The following is a 20811-nucleotide window of genomic DNA, read 5'->3' as shown; positions in this document are numbered from 1 at the left end:
CCTGCCATGACCCAGACCGCCAATCCCGCCGCCGGCCCCCAAACCGCCGGCCAGTGGGAATTCTGGATCGACCGCGGCGGCACGTTTACCGACATCGTCGGCCGCCGGCCGGATGGCGGCGTGGTGACCCACAAGCTGCTGTCGGAAAACCCGGAGCGCTACAAGGATGCCGCCGTGCAGGGCATCCGCGACCTGCTGGGCCTGAAGTCCGGCGAGGCTCTGCCGAAAGGCGCCGTCAGCGCCGTGAAAATGGGCACCACCGTGGCCACCAATGCGCTGCTGGAGCGCAAGGGCGACCGCGTGCTGCTGCTGGTCTCCGAAGGCTTCGCCGACCAGCTGCGCATCGGCTACCAAACCCGGCCCAATCTCTTCGCCCTGCATATCGTGCTGCCCGAGATGCTGTACGAGCGCGTGGTGGAAATCCCCGAGCGCGTGCGCGTCGATGGCAGCATCGAGACGCCGCTGGACCTCGCCGCCGCCGAGGCGGCACTGAAGGCGGCCCATGCCGACGGCATCCGCAGCTGCGCCATCCTGTTCATGCATGGCTACCGCTACACGGAGCACGAGGCGAAGGTCGCGGAGCTGGCCCGCAAGCTCGGCTTCACCCAGGTCTCGGCCAGCCACCAGGTCTCGCCGCTGATCAAGTTCGTCAGCCGCGGCGACACCACCGTGGTCGATGCTTACGTGTCGCCGATCCTGCGCCGCTATGTCGACCAGGTGGCCGGTGAGCTGAATGCCGCCGAGGCCGGCCTGCGGCTGATGTTCATGCAGTCGAATGGCGGCCTTGCCGATGCCAATTTCTTCCAGGGCAAGGACAGCATCCTCTCGGGCCCGGCCGGCGGCGTCGTCGGCCTGGTCGAGACATCGACCCGGGCCGGCTTCGGGAAGGTGATCGGCTTCGACATGGGCGGCACCTCCACCGATGTCAGCCATTATGCCGGCGAATACGAACGCGCCTTCGAGACCATGGTGGCCGGCGTGCGCATGCGCGCACCGATGATGATGATCAACACCGTGGCGGCCGGTGGCGGCTCGATCCTGCATTTCGACGGCGCCCGCTACCGCGTCGGACCGGACTCGGCCGGCGCCAATCCGGGCCCCGCCTGCTACCGCCGCGGCGGGCCGCTGGCGGTGACCGACTGCAACGTGCTGCTGGGCAAGCTGCAGCCCGATTTCTTCCCGGCCGTCTTCGGCCCCGATGGCGACCAGCCGCTGGATGCCGGCATCGTGCGCGAGAAATTCGCCGACCTGCAGGCGCGCATCAGGGCCGAGACCGGCGATACCCGCTCGGTCGAGGAAATGGCGGAAGGCTATCTCGCCATCGCCGTCGAAAACATGGCCAACGCGATCAAGAAGATCTCGGTCGCCCGCGGCTACGATGTCACCAAGTATGTGCTGTCCAGCTTCGGCGGCGCCGGCGGCCAGCATGCCTGCCTGGTGGCCGACGCGCTGGGCATGACCGAAGTGCTGCTGCATCCGCTGGCCGGCGTGCTGTCAGCCTACGGCATGGGTCTCGCCGACCAGCGCGTGCTGCGCGAGAAATCGGTCGAGGTCGCGCTCGATGCCGCCGCGCTGCCGCAGCTCGGCGCCGAGATCGAGGCGATTGCCGCCGAGGCGAAGGCCGAGATGCTGGCCCAGGGCGTGCCGGACAGCCGCATCACCGTGCTGCGCAAGCTGCATGTCCGCTATGGCGGTTCGGATTCCGCACTGGAGGTCGAGTTCGGCGATCTTGCCGCGATCCGGGCCGCCTTCGAGACGGCGCATCGCCAGCGCTTCGGCTTCATCAGCCCCGAAAAGGCGCTGATCGCCGGCTCGGTGGCGGTCGAGGTGGTCGGCGCCGGCGAGCGCGCGCCGGACCATGTCGAGGCCGCCGGCACGCCACGCGCACAGGCGCAGATCCCGAGCCTCGCGCAGCGCCAGGCCTATATGGCCGGCGCCTGGCGCGACACCCCGGTCTACGACCGCGCGGCCCTGCGGCCGGGCGAGGTCCTGAAAGGCCCGGTGATCGTCACCGAGCCGACCAGCACGATCGTTGTGGAGCCGGGCTGGCAGGCCCGCCTGACCGAGCGCCGCGACCTGGTGCTGAAGCGGATCGAAGCCCTGCCCCAGCGCAAGGCCATCGGCACCGAGGTCGACCCGGTGATGCTGGAGATCTTCAACAACCTGTTCATGTCGATCGCCGAGCAGATGGGCAGCGTGCTGGAGAAGACCGCCTATTCGGTCAACATCAAGGAGCGGCTGGATTTCTCCTGCGCCATTTTTGACCTCGACGGCGAACTGATCGCCAATGCGCCGCATATGCCGGTGCATCTGGGCTCGATGTCCGAAAGCATCAAGACGGTGATGCGCAAGCGCGCCGGACAGATGAAGCCGGGCGATGTCTACATGCTGAACGCACCTTACGCGGGCGGCACGCATCTTCCCGATGTCACCGTGATCACCCCGGTCTTCGACCGGGCCGGCAAGGAGGTTCTGTTCTATCTGGGCAGCCGCGGCCATCATGCCGATATCGGCGGGACGACTCCCGGCTCGATGCCACCCGATTCCCGCACGGTGGAAGACGAAGGCGTGCTGCTCGACAACGTGCTGCTGGTCGATGGCGGAACATTCCTCGAGGAAGAGGCGGTCGCCATCCTCAAATCCGGCAAATACCCGTCGCGCAATCCGGCACAGAACATCGCCGACCTGAAGGCGCAGATCGCCTCCTGCGAAAAGGGTGCGCAGGAGCTGCGCAAGATGGTCGACCAGTTCGGCCTCGATGTCGTGCGCGCCTACATGAACCACGTACAGGACAATGCCGAGGAATCCGTCCGCCGCGTCATCTCGCGCCTGAAGAACGGAAAATTCGTCTATCCGATGGATGACGGCTACGAAATCCATGTCGGCGTGACCGTCAACCACGAAGCGCGCACGGCGAAGATCGACTTCACCGGCACATCCGGCCAGCATCCGACCAACTACAACGCACCCAAGGCGGTCTGCGTCGCGGCCGTTCTGTATGCCTTCCGCTGCCTGGTCGACAGCGACATCCCTCTGAATGGCGGCTGCTTAAAACCACTTGAAATCGTGATCCCGGCCGGCTCGATGCTCGATCCGCAATTCCCGGCCGCCACGGTGGCCGGCAATGTCGAGACCAGCCAATGTATTACGGACGCCGTGTTCGGCGCCCTCGGCGTGATGGCCGCCGCCCAGGGCACCATGAACAACTTCACCTTCGGCAACGACGAATACCAGTATTACGAAACGATCTGCGGCGGCAGCGGTGCCGGCCCGGATTTCGACGGCTGCGACGCCGTGCATACCCACATGACCAATGCCCGGCTGACCGATCCCGAAGTGCTGGAATTCCGCTTTCCCGTCCTGCTGGAAAGCTTCCGCATCCGCCGCGGCTCGGGCGGCAGGGGCCGGCACCGGGGCGGCGACGGCACCATCCGCCGCATGCGCTTCCTGACCGAGATGACGGCCACCCTGCTCTCTTCGCACCGCACCGTGCCGCCCTTCGGCCTCGAAGGCGGCGCGACCGGCGAGACCGGCCGGCAATGGGTGGAGCGGACCAGCGGCGAGAGGCAGGTCCTCGAAGGCCGCTGTTCGGTGCCGATGCAGCCGGGCGATGTCTTCGTGATCTCGACGCCGTCGGGCGGCGGCTTCGGCAAGGCGGAAGGGCTGAAACAGGCGGCCGAATAGCTGGCGCTCAGCCCGCCGGCCTGGCGCGGGGTATGCCCAGCTCTTTCATGATCTGCGCCGCCGCCGCGGCGGGCTGCAGCCGGCCGGTATCGATCCGCACCTCGGGCTTCGGCATATGGGACGTGGCGAAGACGCCTTGGGATTCCAGCTTCTCGTAGACCTCGTGCGAGGTCAGCTTGCCATGCTGGCGGCGCGACTGGTTGTCGATGCGGCGGTAGACCTCGTCCATGGCGCAGACCAGCTCGACGAAGCGCACCCGGCTGCCGGCGGTGGCCACCATGTCGACGGTGCGGCTGACGAAATCCGGCTGCACCGTGGTCTCGGGCGCGAAGGTGAAGATCAGGCCATGCTCGCGCTGCTTCGCCGCGGCCTCGAACACCATCAGCCAGATCCTTTCGCGCAGATCGACGAAGGGCCGGCTGCCGAACTCGAAGACCGGCAGCAGCAGGTCGACCGTCAGGTGGTTGTGGAACAGCCTGTAGCCGGTGAGCGCGGCCAGCTCGCGGGCTACGGTCAGCTTGCCGGTGGCCGGCTTGCCATAGAGAAACAGCAGGTTCATGGCGGCAGTGTAGAATCCGGCCGCGGGGCCGGGAAACCTCCGGATGCGGAAAACCCGCCGGCGGGGCGGATAATATCAGTGACAGCAGTGATAGCACCGGCATCCCCGGAGAACCGGCCAACCGCCTGATCCCGCTGGCGACCGTTCGTGACCGTTTCTGACCGCTGGTGACCGTTCGTGACCGCTGCGGACCGCTGGTGCCCGCTGCGGACCGGCGGACCGGGGCCGGCTGCCGGCCGGCGGCAAGGCTGCCGCAGCCTCCATATAGGCGCCCCCCGGCGGCTTCAAGACACCACGATCTTCCTGCTTGCCGAAAGAAGTGAACCATGTTTCACTTCTTGGCAGGGAGAAACGCATGGCCTATCGCCGCACCGAAGCCGTGGTGGCACGGCTGACCGAGACCCGCGAGCGCATCGTCGATGCGGCGCTGGCGCTGGTGGCGCGCCATGGCTATGGCGGCACCGGGATTCCGGCCATCGCCGCCGAGGCCGGGCTGTCGACCGGCGCCCTCTACCGCTATTTCCCCTCCAAGGCCGAATTGTTCGACGAGGTGTTCCGCCGCGGCTCGCAGCGCGAGATCGATGTCTGCGCCGAGGCCGCGCGGCAGCCCGGTCCGGCGCGCGAGCGGCTGGCCCGGGTGGTCGAGGTCTTCGCCCGCCGCGCGCTGAAGGGCCGCCGGCTGGCCTGGGCCCTGCTGGCCGAGCCGGTCGATCCGCTGGTCGAGGCCGACCGGCTGCGTTACCGCCTGCCCTATCGCGACATCTTTGCCGGCATCATCGAAGACGGGATTTCCGCCGGCGAGATCGCGCCGCAGGATGCCGTGCTGACCGCTTCGGCGATGACCGGCGCGCTGAACGAGGCGCTGATCGGCCCGCTGGCGCCGCAGGCGAAACGCACCGACCAGGACATGCTGATTGCCGGCCTCGCGCGCTTCTGCGTGCAGGCGGTCGGACCAGACCCGAGATCATCCCGAAAGGACAGACCATGACGGCCCTGCTGCCCCCGGCCAATGCCGCCTTCGACACCCACGAGGTGCTGAACCAGCCGCCGGCCCTGGAAGACTACAACCTCTTCGCCACCGACAGGGGCCTGGTGAATGCGGCCGAGGTGAACGGCGCCGGCTGGGCGAAGGACCAGCTCGCCGCCTATGGCGCGAAACTCGGCAGTGCCTGGGCCATCGAGCAGGGCCGGCTGGCGCACCGGTTTCCGCCGCAGCTGAAGCTGTTCGACCGCTTCGGCCATCGCCGCGACGAGGTCGAGTTCCATCCCGCCTGGCACAACATCATGGGGCTGATCATCGGCGAGGGCCTGCACAGCGCACCCTGGGCCGATCCGAAGCCCGGCGCCCATGTCGCCCGCGCGGCGGCCTATGTGATGCATGCGCAGATCGAACCGGGCAGCCAGTGCCCCACCACCATGACTTATGGTTCGGTGCCGGCGCTGAAGCGCGATGCGGCGATTGCCGCCGAATGGCTGCCGAAAATCTACAGCCGCAGCTACGACCCGGCGATGAAGCCGGTGGCGCAGAAATCCGGCGCCCTGATCGGCATGGGCATGACCGAGAAGCAGGGCGGCTCGGACGTGCGCGCCAACACCACGCGGGCCCTGCCCGCGGGCGCCGGCGGCCCGGGCCAGGAATATGTCATCACCGGCCACAAGTGGTTCTTCTCCTGCCCGCAGATCGACGCGCATCTGGTGCTGGCGCAGGCACCGGGGGGGCTGAGCTGCTTTTTCATGCCGCACTGGCTGCCCGACGGCACGCCGAACGCCATCCGTATCCAGCGCCTGAAGGACAAGGTCGGCAACAAATCGAATGCCTCCTCCGAGGTCGAGTTCGAGAATGCCCATGGCTGGCTGCTGGGCGAGGAAGGCCGCGGCGTGCCGACCATCATCGAGATGGGCACGTATACGCGGCTCGACTGCGCGCTGGGCTCGGCCGGCCTGCTGCGCGGCGCGGTGGCCCAGGCGCTGCATCACGTCTATCACCGCCGCGCCTTCCAGCGGCACCTGATCGACCAGCCGCTGATGACCAATGTGGTGGCCGACCTGGCGCTGGAATCCGAGGCGGCCACCCTGCTCGCCCTGCGGCTGGCGCGTGCCTTCGACCGCGCGGAAGCCAGCGAGCAGGGCGCCGCCTTCCGCCGGCTGTGCACGCCGGCGGTGAAATACTGGGTGTGCAAGCGCGCGCCCAATGCCGTGGTCGAGGCCATGGAGGTGCATGGCGGCAACGGCTATGTCGACGAGGGGCCGCTTGGGCTGCTGTACAAGGAAATCCCGCTCAACTCGATCTGGGAGGGATCGGGCAACGTGATGTGCCTCGACGTGCTGCGCGCCCTGCAGAAGCATCCGGACAGCATCGAGGCCTATTTCGCCGAGCTGATTCCGGCCCGCGGCAACGACAAGGCGCTGGATGCGGCGATCAACGACCTGAAGGCCGAATTCGCCGACACCGCCGAGATGGAACACCGCGCCCGCCACGTGGTCGAGAAGATGATGGTCACGCTGCAGGGCGCCCTGCTGGTGCGCCATTCGATCCCCGCCGTGGCCGATGCCTTCTGCGCCAGCCGGCTGGGCGGCGACTGGGGCCGCGCCTTCGGCACCCTGCCCAAAGGCACGGATACCCGGGCGATTGCCGACCGCGCCCGGCCGGTGTGAAAGGGGCCTGTGTGAAAAGAGCCTGTGTGAATGGGGCCGGAATGAACACGCCCGGCACGGAACGCCCCTCTCCGTCGTACCCGCGCAAGCGGGTACCCGGTCGCGCCGCCGGGCTGGGCTCCCGCATCCGCGGGAGCGACGATAAAGACAGCGGCTACCCCTCCGCCGGCATGCGCACCTTCAGGGCGCGCGGGCCGACGCGGTAATGCACCGGGCCGGGCAGCATCTCGATCTCGCCGTCGCTGGCCACCGGCTTCGCCCGCGGAAAGCCGATGCGCAGGCTGTGCGCCTTGATCACTTCCAGCGCCGGATCGGCCTCCAGCGTGCCGAGGAACAGCCGGGCAAGCTGGCCGGCTGAACCGAACCAGCGTTTCTCGTGGCTGACATAGACGGTCAGTTCGCCGGTCTGCAGGTCGGGCCGGCCGAACAGCCGCGCGGCATGGAATTCGTATTCGCCCACCGCCACCACGATGGCCGGCGAGACGATCTCGCGTTCGCGGCCGCCATGTTCCAGCGTGATCTCCATCATCCGGTGGCGCCGCAGCGCCCGCCAGGCCGAACGGGCCATTGCCGGCCATTTCGCCAGCCCGAACAGGCGGCGGCGGCGTTCGCGGTCGACGATCATCTCCGGGTACAGGCCGAGCGCCGACTTGTTGAGGAACAGCCCGTCATTGACGCGGCCGACATCGATTGCGGCAACCTCGGCGCCGCACAGGGCCTGCACCGCGCGGTCGATCTCGAGCGGGATATTCAGGTCGCGGGCCAGCAGGTTCATGGTCCCCAGCGGCAGCACGCCGAGCACGCCGCGGTGCCGGATCATCAGCGCGGCGGCGGAACGCAGGGTGCCGTCGCCGCCGCCGACCCAGACTTCCGGCGACCGCGCCGCGGCGGCCGCCAGCGCATCGGGCAGCGCCTGCGGCGCCACCACGTCGACCGTCACATGGGCGCGGCCGGCTTTCGTTGCCGTTTCGGCGATCAGGTCGCGCAGGGCGCCGGCGCCGTAATGCTGCGCGGTGCCGGAGGCGGCATTGATGACGACGGAGAGGGTCATGCCGTCCCGCTCCCTACCAGGGCAGATAATCGGCCAGGCCGTGGCCGGCCTGCACCGCGCCGATGCCGAGCCCGACGAAGACGGCGGCACTGGCCAGCCCCACGGCATGGCCCGCCAGCGCACCGAGCCCGTCGCCGGTCAGGAGGCCCAGCGCGATCAGCACGATGCCGAGCGCGAAAGGCAGGTTGCCGAAGGGCAGCGGCAGCGCGAGGCCGACCGCCTGCACGGCGATGCCGAGCGCGGCCAGCACGAGGCCGAGACCGCTGACCGCCCAGCGCAGGCGCGGCCGGAACCAGCGTTCCAGCCGGCGCACGAAGGGAATGGCAAAGGCCATGAACCGGCGCAGCAGCCCGGGCGACAGGTGCCGGCGGGCCAGCGCCGCCGGGATCGGCGGCCGGCCCGGCCGCAGCAGCATGCCGAAGGCGACACAGATGATGGCCAGTCCGGTGATCATGCCCAGCGGCAGGCCCGGTGACGGCACGAAGCCGAGCAGCCCGAGGAACAGCAGCAGCAAAGGCGTCGAGCGGCCGGCGAAACTGTCCACCGCCTGCTGCAGGGTCACGCCATCGGTGCGGCCGCGGCAGCGCAGGCGCGACAGGTCGCGGGCGATGCTGGGCGGGCGCCGTCCGCTTTGCCGCGACGGGGCGGCATGGTCCGGTATCGGCGGCGACGATGGCAAGGCGGTTTCCATGACGGCGGCCACCCTGCCCGGCGAATGCGGCCAAAACGCGGCCGGATCGCGGCAGCAAATCTGCCGCGATCCGGTGGCGCGTCAGTCGCCCGCGTCAGTCGCTTTCGGTCCTGCCATCCGGATCGCGGATGTCGCGGAAGGGCCGGCTGAGCTGGGCCCGGCGCGAGGCCATGTTCAGCATCTCGACCGCCACCGAGAAGCCCATGGCGCCGTAGATCATGATCTTCGGGATCTCGACATCGAAGCCCTCGGCCACCAGCGCCATGCCGATCATGACGAGGAAGGACAGCGCCAGCATCACCACATTGGGATTGCGGTTGACGAAACGCGCCAGCGGCTCGGCCAGGATCACCATGATGATCACCGACAGCAGCACGGCGGCCACCATGATCTCGATCTGGCGCGACAGGCCGATGGCGGTGATCACGCTGTCCAGCGAGAAGACAATGTCGAGGATGGCGATCTGGCCGATCACCGCCCAGAAGGCCGGATAGCGCTTCGGCCCGGCCGCCTTCTCCTCCAGCTCGTCGGAATCCTTCGGCGTCACACGCTCGTGGATTTCCATGGTGGCCTTCCAGATCAGGAACAGGCCGCCGAGGATCAGCACCAGGTCGCGCCCCGATATCTCGATATCGAAGAGCGTGAACCACGGTGCGGTCAGGGTGATCAGCCAGGCCGCCGACAGCAGCAGCATGATACGGGTGACCACCGCACCCATCAGGCCGAGGCGACGGCCCATCTTCTGCTGTTCCGGCGGCAGGCGGCCGGTGAGGATGGTGATGAAGATCAGGTTGTCGACGGCCAGCACGAGTTCGAGCGCGACGAGGCCGGCCAGCGCCAGCAGGGCAGCCGGCTGCAGGAAGACGGAAAGGTCCATGGGATCGTGAATCCTGGGCGGGTGGCTTTATGGAAGCCGTCCGACATCGCTGCCATCCCGATTCACAGCAGCCAGAGGGGCCCGGACGTGGCTCCGTACTTAAGCCACCGGGCGGAAAATTCAAGCCGAAAGAACGGCGGTCCGGCGGAAACCGCGGCCACCCTGCCGACACCGGAGGCCGGCGGCCCGGCGCGGCAGGTTGAAAGGCGGTTTCCTACCGCCGCATCACGTGCCGGCCGCCGGCTGCGGTGTCCGCAATTCGCGGCGGGCATGGCCGATCACCTGCACGGCGCTCCAGATCGCCAGGCCGGCCATCAGCGCCGCCACCGCGATATCCGGCCAGGGCGTGCCGGTGGCGAAGACGCCGCTGGCCGCCGCCAGCACGGCGAGGTTGCCGATGGCGTCGTTGCGGCTGCACAGCCACACCGCGCGCATGTTGGCATCGCCGGTGCGGAACCGGTACAGCAGCAGCGCCACACCAACATTCACCGCCAGCGCCGCGACGCCGACCGCACCCATGGTGGCGGGTTCCGGCACGGTGCCGGCGATGGCATGGCTGAGGGCCATGGCGATCACCCAGAGCCCGAACAGGCCCATGGACAGCCCCTTCAGCAAAGCCACCCGCGCCCGCCAGACCAGCGCCAGCGACAGCACCGCCAGCGCCAGCCCGTAATTGGCGGCATCGCCGAGGAAATCGACGGAATCGGCCAGCAGCGCGGTCGAACCGGCCGCCAGCCCGGCCGCCACCTCCACCGCGAACATGCCGGCATTCAGGACCAGCGCGATCCACAGGGCGAAACGCGGGCTGCCGGTGCCATGATCGTGGTCATGCCCGTGATGATCGTGATGGTGATGGCCGCAGGCGGCACTCATGGATCAGTCCTTCTCTTCCGGGTGCGGCTCGGCGACATGGGCGACCATGTCGGCCAGCATGTGATGCACGTGGCTGTCGGCGATGCCGTAGACGATCCGGCGGCCGCGCCGTTCGGCCCGCAGCAGACGGGCGGCGCGCAGCAGCCGCAGATGATGGCTGGCCAGCTGCGGCGACATGCCGGCTGCCTTCGCCGCCTCGGTGGCCGGCAGGGCACGGTCGCAGAGCACCGTCACCAGCCGCAGCCGGCTGGGATCGCCGAGCAGCCGGAACATGTCGGCCAGCTGGACGAGGTGGGGATGTGCGATAGGCCCGATCTCAAACATTTAAACAGCTGTTTAAATGTTTTCAGGTTTTGAGTCAAGCAGGGCAATTCCGCCCTCGCGCTGTCCGACTGATCGGTCTAAGCTGCCGGACGAAAAAGAAAAACTGCTCTCGCCCGATGCTGTTGCCATGACCGTCCGCACCTGTGTTCCCGAAGTGTTTCACGTGAAACACCCCCAATGTATCCCTTTGACGAAGGTAACGCGCTGGGAGTAGAGTCCGGCGCATGCTTGGCTGGCTTGCATCGAGGGCTGCGGACGGGATCGCCAGAACCCTGCTGGGTAAATTTTGTCTATGGGCAATCCTAGTGGTGGCTGCTGATCTCGGAATTACGACAGCAAACATTGCTGGGTGGCTGTCTAACCCGGTCACCCGGATCATTGTCGAGTTACTCATCGCCGGGGTCATAACGCTAACGATTGCGTGGCTATTGAGCCGCTTTAGAAATCCTGGCGATTGGTCCGCACGAGATGCCGTCCGTTATATTGCCTTTGATTCCGCGTGGGGCTGGTGGAAATACGCAACCAGCGGAGAGTGGTGGCTGGTGCATATGCAGGCCGTTATGGAGTTCGATAAAGCCGCAATGAACGGCGACATTGAGCCGCGCGGCCTGTTTATGGGTGGGAATGAAATAACCAAGCCGACAAAGGATTTTTGGCGCCTTAACAAACTAGATAGTGTTTTTGTTCTGGAGCCGGATGCTCCTGATGGCGGCAGGACGGAACCCAGAGATATTCTCTCTGCACCGCAGCCGATTCTAAATAGAGTAATTGTTCCTGTTGGGCAGGTGAGGAAAACATGGGGAGCAGCAAGCAAACCATTCCAGTGGATATGTGGATTGATCGCGCTATGCGTTCGGAAGTATCAACACATCAGGATGACGCAGAACTGAGGTTCGACGCCCTGCTAATGGCGATGGCTAAAACGACAGCAGCAGACGGCCCAGCATCTTCTCCGGATGCTTCCGCATGTTGTGACGATACTCAAACTCGCCCAGATACTTCGGCAGGTGCTTCGCGGAAACGCTGATATGCGTGCTGCGGATTGACCGCTTGAGCAGGCCCCAGAAGCTTTCAATCGAATTGGTGTGGTGCTTGCCGCGTACCCATTCCTCGGCACGGTGATTGAGCGCAACGTGCCTGTAGCCGTCCCGCAGATCGTTATAGGCCGGATGCTCGTCAGTGTTGACGGTGCTGCCTTCCTCGACCAGATCGCGGATGATGGGTTCCAGCGTGACACGGCGGGAATTGGGGACCACCTTGGTGAACAGGTTGCCGGCCCGCTCGACAATGCCGAACACGGTGGCCTTGCCCTTCATCTTGTTGGCGCGACCTTCGCCACGGTTCTTGCCGCCGATATAGGTCTCGTCAATCTCGACATGGCCGCCCATGGGAGGAGTGCCGTCAACGGCAGCCATGTACTTGCGGATTTCGTGGCCGATCCGCCACGCCGTCTTGTAGGTCACGCCTAGCTGGCGCTGCAGTTCCTTGGCCGACACGCCATGGCGCGACGTGGTGAACAGGTACATGGCATAGAACCACTTCTGCAGCGGGGTATGCGTCCGCGCAAAGGGGGTGCCGGCCATGGGGTGGATATGGTGGCCGCAACGGGGCGTCGGGCAGGCATAGGCCGGAATGCCGGTGATCCGGACAAACCGTCCGGACTTGGAACACTTCGGGCACGTCACCCGCTCGCCATAGCGGACAGTCATAAGATGGTCCAAGCAGGCGTCATCATCCTTGAAGCGGCGGAAGAAGTCTTGGACAGTGAACTGCTTAGCCATATCGGGCCTCCTATGAAGACCAATATAGTCTCGCCGCTTACTTACGTCAAGGGGATATTCCGGAAACACCCCCCCTGCCCTCTGTGTCGCGGGGCCGCCGCATGATCCGCCTGCTGGATTTCCTGGGCCGCCACGCCACCAAATGCCTGTTCGGCGGCGTGCTGATCGGCCTGGCGGTGCCGCCGCTGGCCGCCCTGCTGCGGCCGGGCCTGGTGGTGTTCCTGCTGCTGCCGCTGACTTTGGCGCTGATGCGGCTGGACTGGGGTGCCTTCCGGGCTTACGCGAAACGCCCGCTGCTGACTGTGCCTGCCGTGGCCTTCCTGCTGCTGGCCTGCCCGCTGCTGGTCTGGGCGGCGCTGGCGCCGCTCGGCCTGCCGCAGCCGCTGACCGAGGCCATCGTGCTGATGGCGGCGGCGCCGCCGATCACCGGCACGGTGGCGATCGCGCTGATCCTCGGGCTGGATGCCGCGCTCGCCGTGATCGTGATGGTGCTGGCCACCGCGCTGGTGCCCGTCACCCTGCCGCCGCTGGCTTTGTGGCTGCTGGATATCGAGGTGCAGATGTCGCTGGCCGAATTCATGGCCCGGCTCGGCCTGATGGTCGGCGTCGCCTTCGGCGGTGCCCTGCTGGCCCGCCGGCTGACCCCGCCGGGCTGGCTGCAGCAGAACAGCCGGCTGGTCGACGGTGCCTCGGTGCTGGCACTGGTGCTGTTCGCCGTCGCCATCATGGACGGGGTGACCGACAAGCTGCTGGCGCAGCCGGGTTACGTGATCCTCGCCACCGTTTCGGCCTTCGTCGCCAACCTGGCACTGCAGGTGCTGGGCTATGCGGTCGGACGCTGGATCTTCCGGCTCGGCCAGCCGGCGGCGCTGACGCTGGGCATCCTCGCCGGCAACTGCAACATGGGTCTGGTGATGGTGGCGCTGGCCGACCGCGCGGTCTTCGACATGGTGATCTTCTTCGCCATGGGCCAGCTGCCCATGTACATGCTGCCCGGCCTGCTGCAGCCGCTCTATCGCCGCATGGCGGCCCGCGCCATCCCGGTCTAGACTGTTTCACGTGGAGGACCCGCCATGCCGACCCTGCTGATTTCCGGCGCCAACCGCGGCATCGGGCTCGAGTTGACCGCGCGCTATCTGGCCGATGGCTGGGACGTGATCGCCTGCTGCCGCGACCCGCAGGCGGCCACCGCACTGGCCGGCCTGAAAGGCAGCCTTGCCATCGCACCGCTGGAGGTCACCGACGATGCCGCCATCGATGCGCTGGCGGCGAAATACCGCGACCGCGCCATCGACCTGCTGATCAACAATGCCGGCATCTACGGCAACCGCGACGGCGCCCGGGCGATCAGCGATTTCGACGGCTTCCGCCGGGTGCTGGCGGTGAATGTCGTGGCGCCGATGAAAATGGCGCTGGCCCTGCTGCCATCGCTGCAGAAGGCGAAGACGGCGAAGATCGCCACCATCTCCAGCCGCATGGGCTCGATCGCGGAAGCGCCCGGCGGCTCTTACGTGTACCGCACCTCGAAGGCGGCGGTGAATGCCGCCATGCGCAATCTCGCCATGGACCTGAAAGCCGACGGCATCGCCTGCTTCACCCTGCATCCGGGCTGGGTGAAGACCGACATGGGCGGCCCCTCGGCCGCCATCGATGTGGCCACCAGCGGCGCCGGCCTGAAAAAGGTGATCGACGGCGCGACCATGAAAGACACCGGGAAGTTCTTCAACTACGACGGCAGCGAGATCCCATGGTGAAACAGCTGAAGCCGGCGAAGCATATCCTGATCACCGGCGGCAGCCGCGGCATCGGCCGCGCCGTTGCCATCGGCGCCGGCGAGCGCGGCTGGTCGGTCGGCGTCAATTATGCCGGCAACGAAAAGGCGGCCGCCGAAACCGTGGCTGCCGTCAAGGCCGCCGGCGGCCAGGCCATCGCCATCCAGGGCGACGTGGCCAGCGAGGCCGACGTGATTGCCATGTTCGATGCGACCATGGCCGCCTTCGGTCCGCTGGACGGGCTGGTCAACAATGCCGGCATCGTCGGGCCGAAACAGGCCTTCGCCGACTATTCGCTGGAGCGCATGAAGCGCATCTTCGACATCAACGTGCTGGGCGCCTATCTCTGCGCCCGCGAGGCGGCGCGGCGCATGTCGACATCCCGCGGCAGCCAGTATGGGGCGCGCGGCGGCAGCATCGTCAATCTCTCGTCGATGGCGGCACGGCTCGGCTCGCCCGGCGAATATGTCGACTATGCCGGCTCGAAAGGCGCCATCGACACGATGACGGTGGGACTGGCGCGCGAGCTGGCGCCGGAAGGCATCCGCGTGAATGCCGTGCGGCCGGGCCTGATCGATACCGAGATCCATGCCAGCGGCGGCCAGCCCGACCGCGCCGCCCGGCTGGGCGCCACCACGCCGATGGGGCGTGCCGGCACCGCCGGCGAAGTGGCGGCGGCGGTGTTGTGGCTGCTGGAGGATTCCTGCGACTACCTGACGGCGTCGCTGCTCGACGTGGCGGGCGGACGCTGAGCGGTCAGGCGGCCGGCTTGTCGCGCGAGGTCAGCAGCACCGGCTCCGGGTCCTTGGCGCTCTTGTAGACGAACAGCGCGAATTCCGCTGTCGATCCGGTTGCCGCCTTGCGCGCGAAGAAACGCTGCCGCCACCAGTCGACATCCTTGAGCGTGACATGGACGTTGGTGCCGTCCGGGAACAGCTTCAGCGCCGGCCAGGTCGAGATGCTGGCGAAGACCAGGCGGCGGGCATGGGTGAACAGCTCGTCGATCACCCAGTCGAGATCCTGCTCCGGGATATGCTCCATCACGTCGGTGCAGATCACCGCATCGAAGACGCGGTCGGGCAGCACCGCATCGGGATCGTTGCCGGGATCGTACAGCACGATCTCGTCGACGCCCCAGTAGGCCTTCACCCCCTGCACCTGGCTGCCATCCGGCAGCTTGAAGGCCGTGCGCGTATAGGCCATCCCCTTGCCGGAGCCGTAATCCAGTACGGTACGGATGCCCATCTTGCGGAACAGCTCGTTCAGGAACATCGCATGGGGGATCAGGTTGCGGCCGTCGAACATCTCGTCCGCCGGAATCTCATGCGCGGCATCGCCCTCGGCATGCATCTGCTGATAGAAACCCAGCAGCTCGCGATAGCGTGGGCTGGGATTTTCCCGGCTGTAGGTCATGGGCAACAGCATCCTTTCGACCGGTAGTGAGCCCCCGGCGGCATCCTAGACCAATCGGCGCCGGCCGGACAGTATGACTGCGGCCCGGTCATTGCGGCCGCGGGAACGAGGTCAGGATTTCCGGGGCCTTGTCGCTGGCATCGCGATAGACCACCAGGATGAACTCGGCATCCGAGCCCAGCGCCGCCTTGCGCGCGCGGAAGCGCTGCAGCCACCATGCGGAATCCCGCAGGGTGACATGGACATTGCTGCCATCGGGAAAATGCTTCTGGGCCGGATAGGTGGAAATGCAGGCATAGACCATGCGCTCGGCAAAGCCGAACAGCTCGTCGATCACCCAGTCGACATCCTCTTCCGGGATATGCTCCATCACGTCGGTGCTGATGACGGCATGGAACCGGCGCGCGGGCAGCGTCGCATAGGGTTCGTAGCCGGGGTCGTACAGCACCACCTCGTCGACCCCCCAGTATTCCTTCAGCCCCCTGGCTTTGCTGCCATCCGGCCGCTTGAACACCGCGCTGGTATAGGCCATCGCCTTGCCGGCCCCGTAATCGAGCACACTGCGGCAGCGGAATCCCTCGATCAGGTCGCGCAGGAAACCGGCATGGGCCATGATGGCATGACCGTCGAACATCTCCTCCGGCGGGATCGCCATCTCCGGATCGCCGCCGTCATGCAGCTGCCGGTAAAAACCCAGCAGCTGCTGGAAGCGCGGGCTGGGATTCTCCCGGGTATAGGTCATCGTCAGGGTCTCCGGCGGCCGGCCGGTTGCGGCCGGGCGTGGTACTGGATTCTAGCATATTCAGCCATGGCCGCCGTAAAGAAAGCGTTGCCGCGCCATATGCCGGATCCCTGGCGGCCCGGCCTTGGCCGCGCTCCCGGGCCGTGCCCCCGGCGATGGCCCTAATGCAGATCGAGCTTCATGCCGACATGGCTGGCCTTGAAGCCCAGCTTCTCGTAGAAGCGGTGGGCATCGGTCCGCGTCTTGTCGGAGGTCAGCTGCACCACGCCGCAGCCCTTCGCGCGGGCCCGGTCGACCGCCCAGCGGATCAGCGCGCTGCCCAGACCGCTGCCACGCAGCGGGCTGTCGATGCGCACCGCCTCGATGATCGCCCGTTTCATGCCCTGCTTCGAGATGCCGGGGATGTACGTCAGCTGCATCGCGCCGATCACCCGGCCGCCCTGCTCGGCGACGATCTGCTCGGTGCCCGGCATCGCCTCGACCTCGGCAAAGGCGTCGTAGTAGGCCTGCGGCAGCGGATCGGACCAGGCCTCGCGGGCCGCCCCCAGCATGTCGTCGGCCAGCATGCGCACGATGGCCGGCACGTCGGCGCGGGTGGCGACGCGGATGGTGAGGGTCATGGTTCGGTGCCCCGGTGCGAGGATGGTTATTCGGCGGCGTCGGCTTCCGGCCGGGCCGGATCATAGGCGAGGTTCGGCGCCAGCCAGCGTTCCATCTCGGCCAGGTCGCGGCCCTTGCGGCGGGCATAGTCGGCCACCTGGTCGCGCTGGATCCGGCCGATGCCGAAATACTGCGCCTCCGGATGGCTGAAATACCAGCCCGAAACCGCCGCCGAGGGCCACATGGCAAAACTCTCGGTCAGGGTGATGCCGGCATTCCTGGTGGCATCCAGCAGGCCGAACAGGGTGGCCTTCTCGGTATGGTCCGGACAGGCCGGATACCCCGGCGCCGGGCGGATGCCGCGGTATTTCTCGGCGATCAGATCGTCATTCGACAGCGTCTCGCCGGCGGCATAGCCCCAGAATTCCTTGCGCACGCGCTCATGCATGTGCTCGGCAAAGGCTTCCGCCAGCCGGTCGGCCAGCGCCTGCGCGAGAATGCCGGAATAATCGTCGTGCTTGGCGGTGAATTCCCGTTTGATCCACTCGTCCAGCCCGATGCCGGCAGTGACGGCGAAGGCGCCGACATAATCGGCCGGGCCGCCATCGGCGGGCGCGACGAAATCGGCCAGGCTGTAATTGGCGCGGTCGTTGCTGCGCTTCATCTGCTGGCGCAGCATGTGCAGCCGTGCCGCCTCGGCCTTGCGATCCTCGCCGGAAAAGATGGCGATGTCGTCGTCATTCACCTGCGCGGCCGGCCAGAAGCCGATCACGGCGGAAGCGCGGATCGGCTTTTCCTCGACGATGCGTTTCAGCATCGCCTGGGCATCGCGGTAGAGGTTGCTGGCCGCCTCGCCCACCACGGTGTCGGTGAGGATGGCGGGGAATTTGCCGCGCAGTTCCCAGGAGGAGAAAAACGGCGTCCAGTCGATCCGCTCGACCAGCTCGGCGATCGGATAATCCTCGAATACCTTCAGGCCCAGGAAGGACGGCTTCGGCGGCACATAGCCGGCCCAGTCGATCTTCGCCTTGTTGGCGCGGGCCTCGGCAATGCTCTGGCGCGGCCCGGTATTGCGGTCGCGGGCATGGATCTCGCGGATTTTCTCGTATTCCTGCGCCACCTCGGCGGTGTAGGCCGGGTTGTCGTTGACCGAGACCAGCTTGCCGGCAACGCCGACGGCGCGCGAGGCATCGGTCACATAGACCACCGGGCCCTTGTAATTGGGCGCGATCTTGACGGCGGTGTGCACCTTCGACGTGGTGGCGCCGCCGATCAGCAGGGGCAGGTTCAGTCCCTCGCGCTGCATCTCGGAGGCGACATAGCACATCTCGTCCAGGCTCGGCGTGATCAGGCCGCTGAGGCCGATGATGTCGGCCTTGTGCTTCTTCGCCTCTTCCAGGATGCGGGCACAGGGTACCATGACGCCGAGGTCGATCACCTCGTAATTGTTGCACTGGAGGACGACGCCGACGATGTTCTTGCCGATATCGTGCACATCGCCCTTCACGGTCGCCATCAGGATGCGGCCGTTGCTCTGGGCCGGCCCCTCGCTTTTCTCGGCCTCGATGAAGGGCAGCAGATAGGCCACCGCCTTTTTCATCACGCGGGCGGATTTCACCACCTGCGGCAGGAACATCTTGCCGGAGCCGAACAGGTCGCCGACCACGTTCATGCCGTCCATCAGCGGACCTTCAATGACTTCCAGCGGCCGGACGGCCTGCTGCCGGGCCTCTTCGGTATCGGCATCGATATAATCGGTGATCCCGTGCACCAGCGCATGGGCCAGGCGCTCGTTCACCGGCTTTTCGCGCCAGCGCAGGTCCTGTTCCTGCGCCTTGCCCTTGCCGCGGAAGCGCTCGGCGATCTCCAGCATCCGCTCGGTGGCGTCCTCGCGGCGGTTCAGCAGCACGTCCTCGACGCGCTCGCGCAGGTCCGGATCGATATCCTCATAGACCGGCAGCTGGCCGGCATTGACGATACCCATATCCATGCCGGCCTTCATGCCGTGATACAGGAAGGCGGCATGCATGGCTTCGCGCACCGGCTCGTTGCCGCGGAAGGAGAAGGAGACGTTGGAGACGCCGCCCGAAATATGGCAATGCGGCAGGTTCTCGCGGATCAGCCGCGCCCCCTCGAAAAATTCGACGGCGTAGTTGTTGTGCTCCTCGATGCCGGTGGCAACCGCGAAGATGTTGGGATCGAAGATGATGTCTTCCGGCGGGAAGCCGATCTTCTCGGTCAGCAGCCTGTAGGCACGGGCGCAGATCTCGTATTTGCGCGCCGCGGTATCGGCCTGGCCCTGCTCGTCGAAGGCCATCACCACGGCGGCGGCACCGTAGCGGCGCACCTTGCGGGCCTGTTCGAGGAACTGTGCCTCGCCCTCCTTCAGGCTGATCGAGTTGACGATCGCCTTGCCCTGCACGCATTTCAGGCCGGCCTCGATCACCTCCCACTTGGAGCTGTCGATCATGATCGGCACGCGCGAGATGTCCGGTTCGGAGGCAATCAGGTTGAGATACTTCACCATCGCCGCCCTGGAATCGAGCATGCCCTCGTCCATGTTGACGTCGATGATCTGGGCGCCGCTCTCGACCTGCTGGCGGGCGATGGCCAGGGCCGCCTCGTAATCCCCGGCCTGGATCAGCTTGCGGAACTTCGCCGACCCGGTGACGTTGGTGCGCTCGCCGATATTGATGAAGACGGGCCCGTTGAAGCCGGGACGCGCGGCGGGATCGGAAGACTGGGTCATGCGGCTGGCACGGAAAAGGGTTCGAGGCCGCTGAGCCGGAGCTGCGGCGGGATGACGGGGACCTTGCGCGGTTTCACGCCCTTCACGCTGTCGGCGATGGCGCGGATATGGTCGGGCGTGGTGCCGCAGCAGCCGCCGACGATGTTGACCAGCCCGTGTTCGGCCCATTCGCGCAGATGCGCGGCGGTGGCATGGGGCGGTTCGTCATATTCGCCGAACTGGTTGGGCAGGCCGGCATTGGGATAGGCACTGACCCGCACGTCGGCGACACGGCTCAGCTCGGCCACATAGGGCCGCATCTGCTGGGCGCCGAAGGCGCAGTTCAGGCCGACCGAGAAGGGCTGCGCATGGCGCAGGCTGTTCCAGAAGGCCTCGGTGGTCTGGCCCGACAGGGTGCGGCCCGAAAGATCGGTGATGGTGCCCGAAATCATCAGCGGCCATTCCTCGCCAAGCTCGTCGAACAGCTCGTAGATGCCGAACACGGCCGCCTTGGCATTCAGCGTGTCGAAGACGGTCTCGACCAGCAGCAGGTCGGCGCCGCCCTCGGTCAGCCCGCGGGCCTGTTCCTTGTAGGCATCCTTCAGCTCGTCGAAGCTGATGTTGCGGAAATCCGGCCGGTTCACATCCGGCGACAGCGACGCCGTGCGGTTGGTCGGACCCAGGGCGCCGGCGACGAAGCGCGGCCTGGACGGGTCCTTCGCCGTATATTCGTCGGCAGCCTGGCGGGCCAGCTTCGCCCCCTGCAGGTTGATGTCGTGCACGGCGGCTTCCAGATGGTAATCCGCCTGGCTGATCCAGGTGCCGCTGAAGGTGTTGGTCTCGATGATGTCGGCACCGGCCTCGAGATACTCGCGATGCACGTCGAGGATCACGTCCGGCCGGGTGATGTTGAGAATGTCGTGATTGCCCTTGAGGTCGCTGTTGGCGCCTTTAAACCGGTCGCCGCGGTAATCCGCCTCGACCAGCTTGCGCCGCTGCAGCATGGTGCCCATGGCACCATCGAGCACGAGGATACGGTCCTTCGCGGCGGCATAAAGGGC

General features: G+C 66.7%; 17 protein-coding genes and 1 pseudogene. 7 read left to right on the top strand and 11 right to left on the bottom strand.

Annotation, left to right across the window (positions count from 1 at the left end; genetic code table 11):
* The first annotated feature begins 6 nt into the window (after positions 1-6).
* The gene (locus ACEQZY_RS04350; protein ID WP_370152579.1) at positions 7-3684 is read left to right on the top strand and encodes a hydantoinase B/oxoprolinase family protein; all 3678 of its coding nucleotides are present in this window, start codon (positions 7-9) and stop codon (positions 3682-3684) included.
* Between the two features lie 7 nt (positions 3685-3691).
* On the opposite strand, the gene ACEQZY_RS04345 is transcribed toward ACEQZY_RS04350, so the two are convergent.
* Positions 3692-4243: an AAA family ATPase gene (locus tag ACEQZY_RS04345; protein WP_370152576.1), complete on the bottom strand. Its 552-nt coding sequence runs from the start codon at positions 4241-4243 to the stop codon at positions 3692-3694.
* Between the two features lie 355 nt (positions 4244-4598).
* Here ACEQZY_RS04345 and ACEQZY_RS04340 point away from each other — a divergent pair, with 355 nt between their 5' ends.
* Positions 4599-5231, top strand: a complete 633-nt coding sequence (locus ACEQZY_RS04340; RefSeq protein ID WP_341704286.1) for a TetR/AcrR family transcriptional regulator — start codon at positions 4599-4601, stop codon at positions 5229-5231.
* Complete coding sequence (locus ACEQZY_RS04335) at positions 5228-6898, top strand: isovaleryl-CoA dehydrogenase (protein ID WP_370152574.1); 1671 nt, start codon at positions 5228-5230, stop codon at positions 6896-6898. The genes ACEQZY_RS04340 and ACEQZY_RS04335 overlap by 4 nt, the downstream gene beginning before the upstream one ends.
* A gap of 154 nt (positions 6899-7052) precedes the next feature.
* Here ACEQZY_RS04335 and ACEQZY_RS04330 read toward each other — a convergent pair whose 3' ends face one another.
* The 5 genes from ACEQZY_RS04330 to ACEQZY_RS04310 all read right to left on the bottom strand — a co-directional run bounded on the left by ACEQZY_RS04330 (position 7053) and on the right by ACEQZY_RS04310 (position 10714).
* A complete protein-coding gene (locus ACEQZY_RS04330; protein WP_370152573.1) occupies positions 7053-7949 on the bottom strand; it encodes a diacylglycerol kinase family protein in 897 nt (298 codons plus the stop codon).
* Positions 7950-7962: 13 nt separating this feature from the next.
* Complete coding sequence (locus ACEQZY_RS04325) at positions 7963-8640, bottom strand: exopolysaccharide biosynthesis protein (protein WP_370152570.1); 678 nt, start codon at positions 8638-8640, stop codon at positions 7963-7965.
* 94 nt (positions 8641-8734) lie between these two features.
* Positions 8735-9517, bottom strand: coding sequence for a TerC family protein (locus ACEQZY_RS04320; protein WP_341703690.1), 783 nt, complete (start codon positions 9515-9517; stop codon positions 8735-8737).
* A gap of 225 nt (positions 9518-9742) precedes the next feature.
* Positions 9743-10390 carry a cation transporter gene (locus ACEQZY_RS04315; protein WP_370152567.1) on the bottom strand — a complete coding sequence of 216 codons (648 nt, stop codon included), beginning with the start codon at positions 10388-10390 and terminating at the stop codon, positions 9743-9745.
* A 3-nt stretch (positions 10391-10393) separates the two neighbouring features.
* Entirely contained in the window at positions 10394-10714 is a 321-nt protein-coding gene (locus tag ACEQZY_RS04310) for an ArsR/SmtB family transcription factor (protein ID WP_370152564.1), read from the bottom strand.
* Positions 10715-10938: 224 nt separating this feature from the next.
* Between ACEQZY_RS04310 and ACEQZY_RS04305 the strand changes: the two genes are divergently transcribed.
* Complete coding sequence (locus ACEQZY_RS04305) at positions 10939-11604, top strand: hypothetical protein (RefSeq protein WP_370152561.1); 666 nt, start codon at positions 10939-10941, stop codon at positions 11602-11604.
* A 27-nt stretch (positions 11605-11631) separates the two neighbouring features.
* Here ACEQZY_RS04305 and ACEQZY_RS04300 read toward each other — a convergent pair whose 3' ends face one another.
* Complete coding sequence (locus ACEQZY_RS04300; RefSeq protein ID WP_370152558.1) at positions 11632-12495, bottom strand: IS1595 family transposase; 864 nt, start codon at positions 12493-12495, stop codon at positions 11632-11634.
* Positions 12496-12596: 101 nt separating this feature from the next.
* On the opposite strand from ACEQZY_RS04300, the gene ACEQZY_RS04295 reads away from it, so the two are divergent.
* The 3 genes from ACEQZY_RS04295 to ACEQZY_RS04285 are packed head-to-tail and all read left to right on the top strand — an operon-like array spanning position 12597 to position 15019.
* The gene (locus ACEQZY_RS04295) at positions 12597-13544 is read left to right on the top strand and encodes a hypothetical protein (RefSeq protein ID WP_341703687.1); all 948 of its coding nucleotides are present in this window, start codon (positions 12597-12599) and stop codon (positions 13542-13544) included.
* Positions 13545-13568: 24 nt separating this feature from the next.
* Positions 13569-14249 (top strand): SDR family oxidoreductase, encoded by a 681-nt coding sequence (locus tag ACEQZY_RS04290; RefSeq protein WP_370152555.1) that lies wholly within the window; start codon positions 13569-13571, stop codon positions 14247-14249.
* Positions 14243-15019, top strand: a complete 777-nt coding sequence (locus tag ACEQZY_RS04285; RefSeq protein WP_341703685.1) for an SDR family oxidoreductase — start codon at positions 14243-14245, stop codon at positions 15017-15019. Before ACEQZY_RS04290 ends, ACEQZY_RS04285 begins: the two co-directional genes overlap by 7 nt.
* 4 nt (positions 15020-15023) lie before the next feature.
* Here the strand turns inward: ACEQZY_RS04285 and ACEQZY_RS04280 are convergent, their stop codons facing one another.
* From ACEQZY_RS04280 to metH, 4 genes and pseudogenes are all read right to left on the bottom strand, one after another.
* Complete coding sequence (locus tag ACEQZY_RS04280) at positions 15024-15680, bottom strand: hypothetical protein (RefSeq protein WP_341703684.1); 657 nt, start codon at positions 15678-15680, stop codon at positions 15024-15026.
* 88 nt (positions 15681-15768) lie between these two features.
* Positions 15769-16422 (bottom strand): hypothetical protein, encoded by a 654-nt coding sequence (locus ACEQZY_RS04275; protein WP_341703683.1) that lies wholly within the window; start codon positions 16420-16422, stop codon positions 15769-15771.
* 161 nt (positions 16423-16583) lie between these two features.
* Entirely contained in the window at positions 16584-17042 is a 459-nt protein-coding gene (locus ACEQZY_RS04270; RefSeq protein ID WP_370152553.1) for an N-acetyltransferase family protein, read from the bottom strand.
* A 26-nt stretch (positions 17043-17068) separates the two neighbouring features.
* A pseudogene (gene metH, locus ACEQZY_RS04265) lies at positions 17069-20763 on the bottom strand (methionine synthase).
* Positions 20764-20811 lie beyond the last annotated feature (48 nt).

The organism is Ferrovibrio sp. (genome assembly GCF_964218355.1).
Classification (GTDB): domain Bacteria; phylum Pseudomonadota; class Alphaproteobacteria; order Ferrovibrionales; family Ferrovibrionaceae; genus Ferrovibrio.
The sequence above is the reverse complement of the archived record's forward strand: the minus strand, read 5'-3'. Positions and strand labels throughout refer to the sequence as shown.